Consider the following 16,546-nt stretch of genomic DNA (forward strand, 5'->3'; position numbering starts at 1 on the left):
CGTTCACAGGAACCTCCCAGCCTGGGTCCAGCCTGTTCGCAGTGGGTTGGCGCAGGATGGGAGGCGTGGCAGCATCGCGAAGTGATTCCCTGGCGGGCGACCGGGCGGCGCAGGCCCCCGAGGCCCGGGTGCTCGTCGTCGACGACGAGCCCATGATCGTCGAGCTGCTCGCCGTCAGCCTGCGCTACCAGGGTTTCGAGGTGGAGACGGCGGCCGACGGCGCGCAGGCCCTGGACCGGGCGCGGGCCTTCCGCCCGGACGCGCTGATCGTCGACGTGATGATGCCCGGCATGGACGGCTTCGGGTTGCTCCCCCGGCTGCGCGCCGACGGCATCGCCGCGCCGGTGCTGTTCCTGACCGCGCGGGACGAGGTCCAGGACAAGGTGGCCGGGCTGACCCTGGGCGCCGACGACTACATCACCAAACCCTTCAGCCTCGAGGAAGTGGTGGCGCGGCTGCGCGTGGTGCTGCGCCGGGCCGGGCACGGCGCGCCCGAGCCGGTGAGTTCGCGGCTGCGCTTCGAGGACATCGAACTCGACGACGACACCCACGAGGTCTGGAAGGCGGGCGAACCGGTTGCCCTGTCCCCCACCGAGTTCACGCTGCTGCGCTACTTCATGGTCAACGCGGGCACCGTGCTGAGCAAGCCGCGCATCCTGGATCACGTGTGGCGCTACGACTTCGGCGGCGAGGTGGGCGTCGTGGAGACCTACGTGTCGTATCTGCGCAAGAAGGTCGACACCGGTGACCAGCGCCTGATCCACACCCTGCGCGGCGTCGGCTATGTGATGCGGACGCCGCGGCGATGAGCACCGAGCGGGTGCTCGCGCCCCGCCCGTTCCGGAAACCGCACGGGCCCAGGGGAACTCGCCCGCGCCCCGGGCGGCTGCGCCGCGCCAGGGACTGGCTCGGCCGCCGCCTCGGCGCCATCCCGCTGCGCGTCACCCTGGTGCTGGCCCTGGTCGCGCTGGCCGCGCTCGGCCTGCTCGCCTCCGGCATGGCCGTCACCTCGGCGTTCGAGAAATCCCTGCTCACCCAGACCGATCAGCAGCTGCGCGAGGCCGGCATGTCGCGGGTGACGATCGCCCGCCCGGCGCTGCCCATTCCGGTGCCGGACCAGCGCACCCCGCCGAGCCCGTTCTACATCGTCACCGAGAACGGCAGCGGCGCCGGCCCGCTCGTGCTGCCGCCCTACGACGTCGCGGCCCGGCCCGATCTGACCCAGATCCACGGCCCGCGGGCCGTGACCGTCGGCTCGCTCGACGACGCGCCCGTGCAGTGGCGCGCGCTGGCGCTGCGCGCCGGCGACACCACCACCATCGTGGCGCTGCCGCTCACCAAGAACGACGACACCATCAGCCGGCTGATCAGGCTGCAGTTGCTGATCGGGGGCGCGGTGCTGGCCGTGCTGGCGGTGCTGGCCTACTTCGTGATCCGGCGCAGCCTGCGGCCGCTGAGCCGGGTGGAGAACATCGCGGCCGCCATCGCGCGGGGCGATCTGTTCCGCCGAGTTCCGGTGCGCGGCACCAACACCGAGGTGGATCGCCTGTCGCAGTCGTTGAACGGCATGCTCGCGCAGATCCAGTCCGCGTTCGCCGCGACCGAGGCCTCGGAGGCCGCGGCCCGCGAATCCGAGGCGACCATGCGCCGTTTCGTCGCCGACGCCAGTCACGAACTGCGCACGCCGCTGACCACGATCCGCGGCTTCGCCGAGCTCTACCGGCAAATGGGGGCGGCAGGCGGGGTGGGTGCGCACAGCGCCACCGATGACGCGGCGCGGTTCATGGACCGCATCGAGCACGAGGCCCAGCGCATGGGGCTGCTGGTCGAGGATCTGCTCATGCTGGCGCGCCTGGACGCGCAGCGCCCGCTCGAACTCGGCCCGGTCGATCTGCTCACCGTCGCCAGCGACGCGGTCCACAATGCCCGCGCGCGGGCGGCGGCGACGCGCCCGGAGGGCCCGCGCCGCCCAATCGAACTCGAGATCCATTCGGGTGCGGGCACTTTGGAGATCATCGGCGACGAGATGCGCCTGCGTCAGGTGCTGGCGAATCTGCTGGAGAACGCGCTGACGCACACGCCGCCGGACGCCGCCGTCACCGTGCATCTCACGCCGGAGCCGGACGAGGTCCGGCTCGCCGTGGCCGACACCGGGCCGGGGCTGCCCGCCGCGGCGGCCGCCCGCGTCTTCGAGCGCTTCTATCGCACCGACACCTCACGGACCCGCGCCAGCGGCGGCACCGGGCTGGGGCTGTCCATCGTGCAGGCCCTCGTCAGCGCGCACCGCGGGAAGGTGACCGTCGACAGTGTCGAGGGCACCGGCACCACGTTCACCGTCCGCCTCCCTCGGGAGCCGGATTAGACCGGGGTGACCGCGTCCACGAGCCAGCGATCGCCGGACTTGTCCAGGGTGACCCGGACCCGGCTGCCGGAGGTGGTGCCCTGCGGGCTGTCCTTGCTGGTGGTGACCTGATTGAGGAACAGCAGGACCACGGCGTGCTCGGGCTCGGCGGAGACCACACCGCCGGCCTGCGTGGTCGCCCGGACGGTCAGCTGCTTGTCCTTGGCGCCCGGCGCGATCGCCTGGTTGATCAGCTTGAGGTAGTCCTCGCGGAACTTCGGCGAGAGGGCGTCTGCCGCCTTGGGCAGTTCCTTGTCGACGGTGTTGAAGTCGTAGGTGAACATGGCGGACACCGAGCGGGCGGCCACGTCGACGACCTCGCCACGTGCCTGTTCGGCGCGGCGGTCGTCCCAGTACCGGTAGCCGTTGATGCCGATGACGACCAGGGCGGCGGCCACCAGCACGCCGGCGACGGCGGCGATCAGGCCGCGGGTTCCGAGTTTCATGCCACGAACTCCACATTCGACGCGGACATCCCCGAATCGGTGCGGTCCACGGTGATCCGGAACCGGTAGAAGCGGGTCTGCGGCTCGTTGGAGCCCGCGTTGGTCAGGGTCTGCTTGGCGGCCACCAGCACGGTCGCCTGATTCTCGTCGTCGCGCACCAGGGCGGCCTCGATGATCTCGCCGTTGGAGACGACCTTGGCCTGCTGCACGATCTGCAGGAAGGGGTCGACGCGGCCGTCGAACTCGGTCTTGAACTTGCCCGAGGCGGTGGCCAGGATCCGGTCGACGTCCTCCTTGGCGGAGTCGGCGCGGATGGTGGTCAGGTTCAGCACCGCCTGCCGGGCCGCCTGGATGTACTCGGTCCGGCGATCCTCGCGCTGGTTGTTGCTGTGCACCAGGTAGAAGGAGGCACCCGCGCCGACGACGAGCGCCAGGACCAGCAGCACGCTCGCCGCCAGCGCCACGATCCGGCCGGGACCGCGCTTGCCGCCGGATTCCCCGGCGTTTCCGCCCAGGAAATCCGCGGCCGCGGGAATCGCGGCGGCCTTGACCGTGGGCGCGTCGGCAGCGGTGTCCTTGGTGAGCGCCACCTTCTCGGTAGCGGCGGAGCTCTCCTCGGCCGAGGCGGCCTTTTCGCCGGAGGCGCCGGACTGTTCGCCGGTGGCGGCGACCGCGGCCTGCTCGGTGGCGGCATCAGCGCCCCCGGCAGCCGCGCTCGGCTTCGCGATCTTTTCGGTAGCCGCACCGGTGCCCGCGGCGGCCGGCGGCTCCTCGGTGACCGCCGGGGCGGCGGCAGCGGCGCTCTCGGTGTCCTGGACAACGGCGGAACCCGGGGCCGCGGCTCCGATGTCTTCGACCGGAGGTCCGGCCGGTCTGCCCGCACGCCTGCGCGTGCGGGGTGTCTCGCCGTTGTTCTGGGTCATCGTTGTTGCTCCTCGAACATGGCCTGCCAGTTCGCCGGTATCGTGCCCGATCCGCCGGGCCCGACATCGCCTTGCCGGTAGGTTCTACCGTCGGTACCGATGTACACCCCGGTGTCCGGGTCGTAGTTCCGAGCCGCCGCGGGTGTCTGGCCACCATAGGACGCCGGTGCGACCGGAGTCACATCCGGGGTTTGCGGATCGGTTGCGGGCTGGGCCGGAGTGACCGGTCCGAAGGCCGGGTTGTCGCCCTCGGGGACATAGCCGGTCCGGCACAGTTCCGGCGTCGGCGCGCGGCGGCCGGGGAACTCGGCGCACGGGGTGTTGCGGATGCCGCGCACGCTGATCGGCGAATCCTGCGGCACCTTGCAGTACAGGCCCCCCGGACTGTCGATGAAGCTGAGGTCGGCGGGCGAGCGGCGCTGATCCGCGGGCAGGAAGCCCGTGGTGCACGCGGGCGGATCATTCACGATCGCTTGGAAATTCACCATCGCGCCGTACTTGGACGGGCCCCGGATGATCGTCTTGAGCGCCGCGATCAGCGGCGGGAAGACCACCAGGATCTGTTCCAGCCCAGCGTGATACGTGACGCCGACCTGCCCGAGACTGACCAGGTTGTTCAGCAGCAGCGGCAGCGTGGGCCGCAACGACTCGAACTGCGCGCTGACCGTCTGCATGGCCGAGGGGCCGTCGCGCAGAATGCCGCGCAGCGCCGGATCATGCTGGCGCAGTTGATCGGTCACGGTCGCGAGGTCCTGGGTCCAGGACCGGATGGCGGCCTCGGATTCGATCTGGGTGTCCAGCAGCGGGCCGATCTGATCCAGCAGCTTCTTGGTCGGCTCGGCGCTGTTGTTCGCCTCCTGGATCAGCAGCGCCGCCGAGTCGATGAAGCGCTGCAGATCCGGGCCCGCGCCGTTGAAGGCGTGGAAGGCCTCGTCGATGACCTGGCGCAGCTGGGTGTTGGTGACGGTGGACAGCAGCCGGTCGGTCTGGTCCAGCAGGCTGCCCACATCCTGGGGCAGCTTGGTGCGGTCCTGGGCGATCACCGCGCCGTCGGACAGGTTGCCGCCCTTGGGGTCGTCGGCCGGAACCAGGTCGACGTACTGCTCGCCGATCGCGGACACGCTGCGCACCCAGGCCACCACATCGGACGGGATCTTCTGATCGCTGTCGATGGACAGTTTCGCCTCGACGCCGTCCGGCGTGAGCACCACCGACTCCACCTTGCCGATATTGGTGCCGCGATAGGCCACGTTCGCGGTCTCGTAGAGCCCGCCGGTGGCGGCCAGGCGCACCGTGACGTCATAGCGCCCGATGCCCAGCATGGCGGGCACCTGCACGTACACACCGCCCATGACCACCAGGCCGATCACCGTGAGCACGGCGAAGATCATCAGCTGGATCCGGACGAACCGCGTCAGCGTCATCGGGGGGCTCCTTGCGGTGCGGTGTTCTCCAACGGCACCGTGAGGCCGGGGATGGCGGGCAGCCCCGGTATCGAGGGCAGGCCGGGGATGCTCGGCGCCGGGGTGGCGCTCGGCGTCAACGGGGCCGTGGCCGGGTTGCCGCCGTCGGTCGCGGTGGTGGGCGCGAAGCTGCCGACCACACCTTCCGGACCGCCGAAGCGGCCGCCGAGCGGAGTGCCCGAGAGCCAGTTGGCGTCCAGGCGTTTCCCGGTGAGATCCACGGTGATCCACAGGTTCATGTAGTCGCCCTTGATCGCCTTGGTGATGTTCTTCATCGGGAACGGGAAGGTCGGCAGGATCTTCAGCGCCTCGATGAGGTTAGTCCCGGTGTTGGCGAGGGTGTCCAGGATCGGGGAGAGGTTGGCCAGGTTGGTCTTGAGGTCGGTGCCGCTGGCGTCGATGATCCGGTCGGCGACGTCGCTGAGATCGCCGAGTGCGGTGACCGCGTCGGTGATGCTGCGGGTGCGGTCGGCCAGCACGGTGAGCGCCGGATGGATCTCGTCGATGGCCTTGCCGATGACATCGCGCTGCTCGGCCAGCTGGCCGCCCAGGTAGTCCAGGCCCTCCATGGCGCGGATGATGTCCGCGGTCTGTTGGTTCAGGCCGGTGGTCAGGGTGTTGAGCTGCGGCAGCAGGTCCCGGATGTCGTTCTCCCGGCCGTGCAGGGCGGTATTGAGTTCCCGGGTGATGGTTTCCAGCTGCGAGATGCCGCCGCCGTTGAGCACCACCGAGAGCGAGGACAGCACCTGCTCGGTGGTCGGGTAGGCCCCGGCCCGCTCCAGCGGGATGACATCGCCCGCCCGCAACTGCCCCTGCGGCGCGATGTCCGTCGGCGCGGCCAGCTCGACGTGGTTGCTGCCGAGCAAGCTGGTCTGGCCGATCTTGGCCACGGCGTTGGCGGGCAGGCGCACATCGGGATGCAGCGCGACGGTGACCAGCGCGTGCCAGCCCTCCACCTCGATGCCGGTGACCGTGCCGACCGTCACGTCCGCGACGCGCACCGGCGAATTCCGGGTCAGCGTCGTGACATTCGGCATCTGGATGCGCACTTCATAAGCGCCGTCGGCGGTTTCGGCACCGGGCAGCGGCATCGAGTTCAGCCCGTCCCATTCGCAGCCGGAGACCGACAGCGTCACCGCGGCGCCCAGCGCGAGCGCGACGAGGCGCCGGCGCGAATTGCCGATCATCGGGTTCCTCCTGGAATGGCGAGCCCGGCGACATCGTTGGGCACGGTGACCTCGGGCGCGGCCTGACCGGCCAGGCTCTGCGGGCTGTACACCAGCTGATCCGGGAAGGCGTGCACGCCGGTGGCCGGGTTGGTCATGATCGGCGCGTAGTTCATCGCGACCGAACTGATCACGGGGGCGATCATCTGCGCGCACAGCTCGGCGCTGCGGGCGGAGTCGTTGCTCTCGATGGCCTCGATCGAGCCGCACAGGAAGCTCAGCGGATCGGCCGGGTTGTTCAGGGCGACGGCGCCGCCCAGGGTGCCCTGGGCCGGGCTGTAGATCTGGTAGAAGTTCACCAGCGCGGTGGGGCCGGAGTGCAGCACCCGCTCGATCTCGGGCCGCTTGTCCAGCAGGATCTGCGTGACGCTCGCCAGGCGCGACATGCCCTCGGTGAGCTCGGCGCCGCTGCCCTCGATCAGGCGCTTCACGTCGGCCAGCGCGATATCCAGATTGTCCAGTCCCGCACCGAGATCGGCGGAGGTGTCGGCGAGCACGTCGCTGACCGAGGCCAGCCGGCCGCCGAACTGCACGATCTGCTCGTTGCTGGCCGAGAGCACCTCGACGAATTTCTGCAGGTTGCGAATGGTGCCGAAGAGGTCGGTCCGCCCGTCCGAGAGCGTGCCCAGCGTCGCCGACAGCTCGCGCAGGGTGTCGCGGAACTTCTGGCCGTTGCCGTCGATATTGGCGGCCGCGGTGTCCAGGAACCGGCCGAAGGAGCCCTGCTCGTCGTCGCCGACCGGACCCAATGTGGTGGCCAGCTTGGACAGTTCGGCCTTGATGTCGTCCCATTCGACCGGCACCGCGGTGCGCTCGATCGGGATCTGCGCGTCGTCGGCCAGCTTCGGGCCGCCGGTGTAGGCGGGCGCCAGCTGGATGAAGCGCGCCGAGACCAGCGACGGCGAGATGATCACGGCCTTGGCGTCGGCCGGGAGCTCGACGCCGCGGTCCAGCGTGAACTCCACCTTGACCCGCTCCGGCCCCGGCTCGATGACATCGATCGTGCCGACCTTGACGCCGAGCACGCGGATGTCGTCGCCGACGTAGAGCCCGTTGGTGGACTGGAAATACGCGGTCACACTGGTTTTGCCGATCCGGGTGACACCGTTGTACACACCCACCACCACCAGTGCGGCGACCAGCACGCCGGCGACCACCAGCACCCAGCGCGGCAGCTCGGCGACCTTGTTCTGCAACGTCATCGCGGCGGATCCTCTTCTGACGGTTTGATGGTGGTGAAGGGATTCGGCTCCAGGAACATCGCGCGCAGGCTCTCCGGCAGGTGCTGCGGCCACGCCATGGCGTCGGCGAGGACCTGCAGCGCCGGGGAGGTCGCGTTGGCCACGTAGGCGTTGAACCACGGGCCGCTGCCGACCTGCTCGCCGAGCGCGGCCGCGTAGGGCCCGAGGCTGTCGAGCGCGTCGTGGATGTTCTGCTTGTTGCGCTCGAGCACCGCCAGCACCGAATTCAGCCGGTCCAGTGTGTTCTTCAGCTGCGGCTCGTTGTCGTTGACCAGGCCGGTCAGCTGCTGGGCGACCCCGTTCACGTTCACGATCAGCTGGCCGATCGCGGCCCGCCGCCGGTCCAGTTCACCGAGCAGATTGTTGCCGTCGAGCAGCAGCGCGCTGATCTGGTTGCTGCGGTCGGCCAGGATCTTGGTGACGTTCTGGGCGCGGGTGAGCAGCTGGCTCAGCGCCTCGTCCCGGGCGTTGATGCTGCGCGACAAGGCCGTGACCCCGTCCAGCGCCGAGCGCAGCGGCGCCGGGGTGTCGGCGAAGGTCTCCGAGAGCGCGTCCAGGGTCTTGTCGACCTGCTGCATGTCCAGGCCCTGGACCGTCGCGCCCAGCTCGCTGAGCGCGTCGTTGAGCGAGTACGGAGAGGTGGTGCGATCCAGCGGAATCGTGTCCGCGGTGCGCAGCGCCCCGTGCCCGGCGGGGGTGATCTCGAGCGACTTGCGGCCCAGCACCGTGTTGGTCTTGATCGCGGCGGAGGACTTGTCCCCCAGCACGATCGCCTCGTCCAGGCTGAACTTCACCAGCACCTTCGCGCCGTCGAGCTCGACCTTGTCGACCTCACCGGAGCGGACGCCGGCGACCTGCACCGCGTCACCGGGCACCAGTCCGCCGGCGTCGGCGAAGAACGCGGTGAAGTTCGCGCCGCCGCGGATGAACGGCAACTGGGTGAACTGCAGCGCGGTCAGCGACACGCACACCGCCACGACGATGCCGACGACACCGATCGTGATGGCCGGTGACCTCTTGGAATCAGCCATCGCTCGCACACCTTCCGGTCGTCTGCCCGCCCGGCAGGGTCATCTCGATCGGCTTGCCGTCGGGGCCGTCCACGAGCAGCCAGGTGCCGCAGATGTAGAGCTGCAGGAACGAGCCGTAGGAGCCGATGCGGATCAGCTTCTTGTAGGTGTCGGGCAGCCGCTCGAGCACCCACTCCAGGGTGTCGCTGCCGTTGTCGAGGTTGGTGGAGAGCCGGCCGAGGTTGCCGATGGTGCCGGCCAGATCCGGCCGGGCCTGGGCCAGCAGGTCGGTCAGGTCGCCGGTGGCGCCCGCGATGCGCGGCACCGCGTCGCCGATCGGGTCCTTGTTCTCGGCCAGGCCGGTGATCAGGCGCTGCAATTCGTCGAGGGTGGTGGCGAATTGGTCGCCGCGCTGATCGATGGTGGCCAGCACCGTGTTCAGGTTGTCGATCACGTTGCCGATCAGCTGATCCCGGTCGGCCAGGGTCTTGGCGAAGGAGCCGCCGCTGTTGAGCAGCGAGACCAGCGTGCCGCCCTGGCCCTGGAAGATCTGCAGCAGCGCGCTGGTCAGATCGTTGACCTGGCCCGGATCCAGCCCGCGCAGCAGCGGTTTGAAGCCGCCGAGCAGCATGTCCAGATCCAGCGCGGGGGCGGTCTGGTCCTTGCCGATGGTGCCGCCCTCGCGCAGGGTGTCCGCCGTGCCGGGGCCCTCGAGCAGTTCCATGTAGCGGTCGCCGACCAGGTTCTCGTACTTGATCGTGGCGCGGGTGCTGGCCAGCAGCCGGTAGCGGCGGTCCACGTCGAATTCGACGTGCGCGAGGTTGTCCTTGCCGACCTTCACCGAGGTGACCGAGCCGACCGGGACGCCGGCGATCCGCACCTTGGAGCCGGGCAGCATGCCCGAGGAGCTGGTGAACACCGCGTGGTAGGCGTGCTCGCGGGAGAAGCGCATCTGGCTGAACACGACCACGAGGCCGGCGAAGATCAGCGACATCACCAGGGTGAAGATGGCCAATTTGACTGTCGTAGCGGTGTTTTTCACGGCTTCGGCACCCCCGGCAGGCCAGAGAACAGGATTTGGAAGACCTTGGGCGGGTTGTCGTGGAAGCGCGGCGGCGTCGCGTTCGGCACGTACGGTGTCCCCTCGCTGGTGTCGGTGACCACGTAGTCGGAGTGGCTCTCCGGCGCGCGGTTGGTCACGCCCTCGCAGTGCGGGCCGCCGGTGGCGTTCACCTTCGGCAGGTCGTTGGGGTAGGTGTAGGGCTTGGAACCCAGCTGGAAGTTGGTGTTCATGCCGACGCCGTCGTACATGCCGCCGAAGATCTCCTCGGCCAGCGGCATCAGTTCGCCGATGCCGTTGATCAGGCACTCGGTCGCGGGGTTGTAGTCGTAGAGCAGCTGCACGGTCGGGGTCATCAGATCCAGCGCGGTGATCAACCGGGTCTCGTTGTCCCGCAACACCGAACCGGTGGTGTCGGCCAGGCCGATCACATTGGTCAGCAGTTCGTCGACGTTGCCGGCTTCCTCGGCGAAGGTGCGGCTGGTGGCGGTGGCGTTGTCCATCACGGCCAGCAGGTCGCCGACGGTGTCGCCGTAGATGTCGGCGACGTCGGCGGTCTTGTTCAGATCCGTCTGCAACGTGGGCAGATACGGGTTCACCGTGTCGCGCAGGTAGCTGTTGCTGGTGGAGAGCAGCTCACCGAGCTTGGCGCCCCGCCCTTGCAGCGCGGTACCCAGAGCGGCCATGGTCGCGTTCAGCTTGTCCGGCTCCACCTTGGCCAGCAGATCCGACAGGTGCTGGAACAGGGTGTTGAATTCGACGGTCACCTGCGAGGCGGCGAGGATCGCGCCCGGCCGCAGCGCGGACTTCGAAGGCTGTTCCGGGACGATGAAGTTCACGTACTTGGCGCCGAACACGGTGGTGGAGCGGATGTCCACGGTCGCGTTGTCGGGCACCAGCTTCAGCATGTCGGGGTCGATCTCCAGGCGTAGTCGCGCGGAGTCGGCGGCGTGGTCGACCGAGGCGACCCGGCCGATCTCGACGCCGCGCACCTTCACCTTGGCGTCGGTGTCGAGGACCAGGCCGCTGCGCGGCGCGGTGATGGTGACGGTCTCGGTCGAGGTGAACCCGCCCACGAACATCACCATCGCCACCGCGACGATTGCGGCCAACGCGAGCACCATTGCGGCGCCGGCCAATTTGAGCTTCATCGTTCCCATACCCGTTATCCGGAGAGGTGGAAGTTACCGGAGGTGCCGTAGATGGCCAGCGACACCAGCAGCGTCACCGTGACCACCGCGACCAGCGAGGCACGCACCGCGTTGCCGACCGCGATGCCGACGCCCACCGGGCCGCCCGCGGCCGTATAGCCGTAGTAGGTGTGAATCATCATGACGGCCAGGGCCATCAGGATCGCCTGCGCGAACGACCACAGGATGTCGCTCGGGATCAGGAAGGTGGAGAAGTAGTGGTCGTAGACGCCGGCGGACTGCCCGTAGATGACCACGGTGGCGAAGCGCGCCGCCAGGAACGACATGATCACCGCGAGCGCGTAGAGCGGGATGATCGCGATCATCCCGGCCAGCACGCGGGTGCCGACCAGGTAGGGCACCGGGCGGATGGCCATGGTCTCCAGCGCGTCGATCTCCTCGGAGACCCGCATGGCGCCCAGCTGCGCGGTGGAACCCGCGCCGATGGTGGCGGCCAGGCCGATGCCGGAGATCACCGGCGCCGCGATGCGCACATTGATGAACGCGGAGAAGAAGCCGGTGAGCGCCTCGACGCCGATGTTGCCGAGCGAGCTGTAGCCCTGCACCGCGATGGTGCCGCCGGCGAACAGCGTGAGGAAGCCGACGATGACGACGGTGCCGCCGATCACCGCCAGAGCGCCGGTGCCCATGCTGATCTCGGCGATCAGGCGGATGGTCTCGGTGCGGTAGTGCAGCAGGGCGCGCGGCAGCGAGGCCACGGTCTCGCCGTAGAACAGCGCCTGCTTGCCGACCGAGTCCAGCGAGTCCGAGACGCGCCGGGCCCGCCGGACGGTCTTCGGGAAGCGCGAGCTGATCACGAATGCCATCAGGTCACCGCGCCGCGAACTTGATGCCGACCGCGGTGGCCACCACGTTCACCACGAACAGGGCCATGAACGCGAACACCACGGTCTGGTTCACCGCGTCACCGACACTCTTGGGGCCGCCCTTGACGTTCAGGCCCAGGTAGCAGGCCACCAGTCCGGCGATCAGGCCGAACAGCCCGGCTTTGACCTCGGAGATGATCAGCTCGGGCAGGTGGGTCAGCAGGGTGATGCCGTTGACGAACGATCCGGGGTTGACGTCCTGCAGGTACACCGAGAACAGGAAGCCGCCGACGATGCCGATGGTGCACACCAGGCTGTTCAGCAGCAGCGCCACGAACATCGAGGCCAGCACGCGCGGTACCACCAGGCGATGGATCGGGTCGATGCCCAGGACGCGCATGGCGTCGATCTCTTCGCGGATGGTGCGGGCGCCCAGGTCCGCGCAGACCGCGGTGGCGCCGGCGCCGGCCACGATCAGCACGGTGACCATCGGGCCGATCTGGGTGACGGCGCCGAAGGCCGCCCCCGCTCCGCTGAGGTCGGCGGCGCCGATCTCGCGCAACAGGATGTTCAGCGTGAAGCTCACCAGGACGGTGAACGGGATCGCGACCAGCAGGGTCGGCACGATGGAAACGCGCGCGATGAACCAGGACTGATCGATGAACTCACGCAACTGGAAGGGCCTGCGAATGCTCGCCCGGGCCACGTCGGCGACAAGTTCGAAGAACCCCCCGACGGCCCGCAACGGCACGGCAAGGACCTCGTTCATTCGCGATCCTCCTTGCTCAACGTGCTCGTATTGCTGACGGCACGGCCCCACCCGAGGGCCGCGTCGCCGGAATGATTAGAACATGTTCACTTGATGGCCGTGAGGTTTTGCTCACTTTTGAAGTGCGCATATCCCCATAATCAGCCTATGTATTTGAAACGTGTGTCAGTTTTGTCCGCTGCGGGCTTTGTGAGCCGCCACACACGTCGACTCCCATGTCTAACAAAGTCGAGTGCGGTGATCAACAATTGGACACTTGATCAGGTTCTGACCGCCGGGCGCGCCACCGGTCAGCAACCCGAATCCGGCCGCTGAGCACCGGAAACTTGGGATTTCGCCCAGGAAACCTGGTGCGTCAGCCCAACTCGCTCAGCGCGGGGCCCGCGGAGAAGGTGCGATCGGCGGGGCGGTCGGCGAAGTACCCGCCGAGGGTCGCCGCGAGGTCGCCCGCCTCCCACTGATCGCCCGCGGCATCGAAGCGCCGCTCCACCACGGGAGCGGCCATCAGCGCCACCATCGGCCCGTAGACGACGAAGAGCTGACCGCTGACCGTGTCGGCCGCGGGCGAGGCCAGGTAGGCGACCAAGCGGGCGACATGCTCCGGGGACAGCGGATCGACGCCGCCCTCGGGAGCATCGGAGAAGACCGCCTCGGTCATGGCGGTCCGGGCGCGCGGCGCGATCGCGTTGGCGCGCACGCCGTACTGCGACAGCGCGCGGGCGGCGGTCAGCGTCAGCGCGGTGATACCCGCCTTGGCCGCGCCGTAGTTGCCCTGCCCGGCGGGGCCGAGCAGACCGGCCTCGGAGGAGGTGTTGATCAGCCGCCCGTAAACCGGCGCACCCGCCGCCTTGGACTTGCCGCGCCAGTAGGCGGCGGCGTTGCGGGTGAGCAGGAAGTGCCCGCGCAGATGCACGGCGAGCACCGCGTCGAAATCCTCGTCGGACATGTTGAACAACATCTTGTCGCGGGTGATGCCCGCGTTGTTGACCACGATGTCCACGCTGCCGAACGCCTCGTCGGCGGTGCGGATCAGCGCGTCGGCGGTGCTCCGCTCGGCGATGCTGCCCGCGACGAACTCCGCCTTGGCGCCCAAAGCCCTTATCTCGGTCAGGGTTTCGGCGACCGCCGGGCTCTCGGCCAGGTCGTTGACCACGACCGACGCGCCCGCCGCGGCCAGGGCCAGCGCCTCGGCCTTCCCCAGTCCGGCACCGGAGCCGGTGACGATCGCGACCTTGCCCGCCAAGTTAAGTTCAGTGCTCACCGGGCCGACTTTAGAACGTGTTCCTGTTATGTGGCAAGCACCGATCAGATCAGCTTCAGTGCGGCCTTCGGGCACTGGGCGACCGCGTCCTTGACCACTTCGAGCTGGTCGGCCGGGATGTCGTCGACCAAGACGTGCAACTGATCCTCGTCATCGAGTTCGAACACGTCGGGGGCGAATCCGACACAGATTCCATTGGCCTCGCACTGGTCGAAATCGACTGCGACCTTCATGGTTACTCCTTCATACGAGTCTGTTCGGAAGCCTACAAGCGATGACGGCGGGCTGTGCCGCCATCGCGCGGATCCGCACTCAATACTGGAACATGTTTCAGTCGATATGCAATCATCAGACCTAGTTGTATTCGACCTGAAGGCTGAGGTACTGCCCATGCGCATTGCGTACACGCCGCAGCAGGAGGAGCTTCGCGCCGAACTGCGCGACTACTTCGCGCGGCTCATCACACCGGAGCGCCGGGCGGCGCTGAGCTCCACCACCGGTGAGTACGGAGAGGGCAATGTCTATCGCGAAGTCGTCCAGCAGATGGGCAAGGACGGCTGGCTCACCATGGCCTGGCCCAAAGAATACGGCGGCCAGGACCGAACCACCATGGATCAGTTGATCTTCACCGACGAAGCCGCCATCGCCGGCGCTCCGGTGCCGTTCCTGACCATCAACTCGGTCGCGCCGACGATCATGCACTACGGCACCGAGGAGCAGAAGAAGTTCTTCCTGCCGAAGATCGCCGCGGGCGAATTGCATTTCGCCATCGGCTATTCCGAGCCCGGCTCGGGCACCGACCTGGCCAGCCTGCGCACCTCCGCGGTCCGCGACGGCGACGACTACATCATCAACGGCCAGAAGATGTGGACCAGCCTCATCGCCTACGCCGACTACGTCTGGCTGGCCGTGCGCACCGACCCGACGGCCAAGAAGCACAAGGGCATCAGCATGCTCATCGTGCCGACCACCGCCGAGGGGTTCTCCTGGACGCCGGTGCACACCATGGCCGGCCCGGACACCAGCGCCACCTACTACCAGGACGTCCGCGTGCCGGTGAGCTCGCTGGTCGGCCCGGAGAACGGCGGCTGGGCGCTGGTCACCAACCAACTCAACCACGAGCGCGTCGCGCTCACCTCCGCCGGACCGCTGCAGGTCGCGCTGAACCAGACCGTCGAATGGGCGCGGGAAACCAAGGCCGCCAACGGCAATCGCGTCATCGACCAGGAATGGGTGCAGATCAACCTGGCCAAGGTCTACGCCAAGGTGGAGTACCTCAAGCTGCTCAACTGGCAGGTGGCCAGCGGCGCCGACCACGGCGGCGAGGCCGCGCCGAAGATGTGGGACGCCTCCACGTGCAAGGTCTACGGGACCGAGCTGTCCACCGAGGCCTACCGCCTGCTGATGGAGGTCCTCGGCCCGCAGGCGTATCTGCGCCAGGACTCCCCCGGCTCGGAACTGCGCGGCCGCCTGGAGCGCATGCACCGGGCCGCGCTGATCCTGACCTTCGGCGGCGGCACCAACGAAGTCCAGCGCGACATCATCGCCATGACCGCGCTGCGCCAGCCGGCCTCGGCGCGCTGAGAACAGGGGAATACCAATGGATTTCACTCCCACCGAAGCCCAGAACGACCTGGCCGGCCTGACTGCCGAGGTATGCGGCAAGCTGGTCACCGCCGACCGCCTGCGCGAGCTCGACAGCGAAGGGCGCTTCGACGCGCCGCTGTGGAGCTCGCTCGCCGAGACCGGGGTGCTGGCGGCCGCGCTGCCGGCGGCGCTGGGCGGCGGCGATTTCGGCGTCCTGGAGCAGACCTCGGTGCTGCGCGAGCTCGGCAAGGCCGTCGCGGCGGTGCCGTACCTGTCCTCCATCGTGGTGAGCGCGGGCGCGCTCGCCGCGTACGGCTCCGCCGCGCAGCAGGATTGGGCGCGCAAGGCCGCGAGCGGCGAGGTCGTCCTGACCGCCGCGCTCGCCGAGGTGCACAACTGGGAGCCCGCCAAGCCCGTCACCGTCGCGCGCGAGGCGGAGGGCGGCTGGCGCCTGGTCGGCGCCAAGACCACCGTCCCCTACGCCGACCGTGCCGCCCGGATTCTGGTGCCCGCCAGCGTGTCCGGCGTTCCGGCGCTGTTCCTGGTGGATCCCGCCGACGCCTCGGTCACCCTGACCGGGCAGCGCGTGGTCGACTTCAGCGCCGAGTTCGAGCTCGAATTGCACGACACCCCGGGCGAATTGATCGGCACCGTGGAGTCCGGCGCGGAGATCCTGGACTGGGTCCTGACCCGCTCCTGGATCGGTCTGGCCGCCCAGCAGCTCGGCACCCTGGAGAAGGCGCTGGAGCTGGTCGCGGACTACGCCCGCGAGCGCGAGCAGTTCGGCAAGGCGATCGGCTCCTTCCAGGCCGTGGCCCAGCGCCTGGCCGACGCCTACATCGACGTGCAGGGCCTGCGCCTGGCGGTCACCCAGGCCGCCTGGCGGCTGTCGGAGGGTCTGCCCAGCGCCGAGGCGGTGCACACCGCCAAGTTCTGGGCCGCCGATGCCGGGCACCGGGTCGCCCACACCGTCGTGCACGTGCACGGCGGCGTCGGCATCGACCGCGATCACATCGTGCACAACTACTTCACCGCCGCCAAGCACAACGAATTCGCCCTCGGCGCCGGCACCGATCACCTGCGCGCCCTCGGCGCGGCCCTGGCCGAACCGGCCTGAGTGACCGAACCGACAGCGGCCCGGC

The 16,546-nt window shown here is 68.9% G+C and carries 16 protein-coding genes; 4 read left to right on the top strand and 12 right to left on the bottom strand.

Annotation, left to right across the window (positions count from 1 at the left end; genetic code table 11):
• Positions 1–65: 65 nt before the first annotated feature.
• Both AB0I43_RS27105 and AB0I43_RS27110 read left to right on the top strand, forming a co-directional pair.
• A complete protein-coding gene (locus tag AB0I43_RS27105) occupies positions 66–809 on the top strand; it encodes a response regulator transcription factor (RefSeq protein WP_356974925.1) in 744 nt (247 codons plus the stop codon).
• Positions 806–2,362, top strand: a complete 1,557-nt coding sequence (locus tag AB0I43_RS27110) for a HAMP domain-containing sensor histidine kinase (RefSeq protein WP_356974924.1) — start codon at positions 806–808, stop codon at positions 2,360–2,362. Before AB0I43_RS27105 ends, AB0I43_RS27110 begins: the two co-directional genes overlap by 4 nt.
• On the opposite strand, the gene AB0I43_RS27115 is transcribed toward AB0I43_RS27110, so the two are convergent.
• From AB0I43_RS27115 to AB0I43_RS27170, 12 genes are all read right to left on the bottom strand, one after another.
• A complete protein-coding gene (locus AB0I43_RS27115; protein WP_356974923.1) occupies positions 2,359–2,847 on the bottom strand; it encodes a h domain protein in 489 nt (162 codons plus the stop codon). The two genes, AB0I43_RS27110 and AB0I43_RS27115, sit on opposite strands and share 4 nt — an antisense overlap.
• The gene (locus AB0I43_RS27120) at positions 2,844–3,770 is read right to left on the bottom strand and encodes a hypothetical protein (protein WP_356974921.1); all 927 of its coding nucleotides are present in this window, start codon (positions 3,768–3,770) and stop codon (positions 2,844–2,846) included. The genes AB0I43_RS27115 and AB0I43_RS27120 overlap by 4 nt, the downstream gene beginning before the upstream one ends.
• On the bottom strand, positions 3,767–5,194 hold the full coding sequence (locus AB0I43_RS27125) for an MlaD family protein (protein WP_356974920.1): 1,428 nt from the start codon (positions 5,192–5,194) through the stop codon (positions 3,767–3,769). Before AB0I43_RS27125 ends, AB0I43_RS27120 begins: the two co-directional genes overlap by 4 nt.
• Positions 5,191–6,420, bottom strand: coding sequence for an MCE family protein (locus tag AB0I43_RS27130; RefSeq protein ID WP_356974918.1), 1,230 nt, complete (start codon positions 6,418–6,420; stop codon positions 5,191–5,193). The genes AB0I43_RS27125 and AB0I43_RS27130 overlap by 4 nt, the downstream gene beginning before the upstream one ends.
• Positions 6,417–7,661 carry an MCE family protein gene (locus tag AB0I43_RS27135; RefSeq protein WP_357432799.1) on the bottom strand — a complete coding sequence of 415 codons (1,245 nt, stop codon included), beginning with the start codon at positions 7,659–7,661 and terminating at the stop codon, positions 6,417–6,419. The genes AB0I43_RS27130 and AB0I43_RS27135 overlap by 4 nt, the downstream gene beginning before the upstream one ends.
• Positions 7,658–8,731: an MCE family protein gene (locus AB0I43_RS27140; protein ID WP_356974914.1), complete on the bottom strand. Its 1,074-nt coding sequence runs from the start codon at positions 8,729–8,731 to the stop codon at positions 7,658–7,660. The genes AB0I43_RS27135 and AB0I43_RS27140 overlap by 4 nt, the downstream gene beginning before the upstream one ends.
• Positions 8,724–9,752, bottom strand: coding sequence for an MCE family protein (locus AB0I43_RS27145; RefSeq protein ID WP_356974912.1), 1,029 nt, complete (start codon positions 9,750–9,752; stop codon positions 8,724–8,726). The genes AB0I43_RS27140 and AB0I43_RS27145 overlap by 8 nt, the downstream gene beginning before the upstream one ends.
• A complete protein-coding gene (locus AB0I43_RS27150; protein ID WP_356974910.1) occupies positions 9,749–10,921 on the bottom strand; it encodes an MCE family protein in 1,173 nt (390 codons plus the stop codon). The genes AB0I43_RS27145 and AB0I43_RS27150 overlap by 4 nt, the downstream gene beginning before the upstream one ends.
• Before the next feature lie 14 nt (positions 10,922–10,935).
• Positions 10,936–11,787: an ABC transporter permease gene (locus tag AB0I43_RS27155; protein ID WP_356974908.1), complete on the bottom strand. Its 852-nt coding sequence runs from the start codon at positions 11,785–11,787 to the stop codon at positions 10,936–10,938.
• A 4-nt stretch (positions 11,788–11,791) separates the two neighbouring features.
• On the bottom strand, positions 11,792–12,556 hold the full coding sequence (locus tag AB0I43_RS27160) for an ABC transporter permease (protein WP_356974906.1): 765 nt from the start codon (positions 12,554–12,556) through the stop codon (positions 11,792–11,794).
• A gap of 355 nt (positions 12,557–12,911) precedes the next feature.
• Positions 12,912–13,817, bottom strand: a complete 906-nt coding sequence (locus tag AB0I43_RS27165; protein WP_356974904.1) for a 3-oxoacyl-ACP reductase — start codon at positions 13,815–13,817, stop codon at positions 12,912–12,914.
• 44 nt (positions 13,818–13,861) lie between these two features.
• Complete coding sequence (locus AB0I43_RS27170) at positions 13,862–14,050, bottom strand: ferredoxin (RefSeq protein ID WP_356974902.1); 189 nt, start codon at positions 14,048–14,050, stop codon at positions 13,862–13,864.
• 157 nt (positions 14,051–14,207) lie between these two features.
• On the opposite strand from AB0I43_RS27170, the gene AB0I43_RS27175 reads away from it, so the two are divergent.
• Positions 14,208–15,401 carry an acyl-CoA dehydrogenase family protein gene (locus AB0I43_RS27175; protein WP_356974900.1) on the top strand — a complete coding sequence of 398 codons (1,194 nt, stop codon included), beginning with the start codon at positions 14,208–14,210 and terminating at the stop codon, positions 15,399–15,401.
• Between the two features lie 16 nt (positions 15,402–15,417).
• Positions 15,418–16,521, top strand: a complete 1,104-nt coding sequence (locus AB0I43_RS27180; RefSeq protein ID WP_356974898.1) for an acyl-CoA dehydrogenase family protein — start codon at positions 15,418–15,420, stop codon at positions 16,519–16,521.
• Positions 16,522–16,546: the final 25 nt, after the last annotated feature.

Source organism: Nocardia sp. NPDC050435 (assembly GCF_040655395.1).
Classification (GTDB): Bacteria; Actinomycetota; Actinomycetes; order Mycobacteriales; family Mycobacteriaceae; genus Nocardia.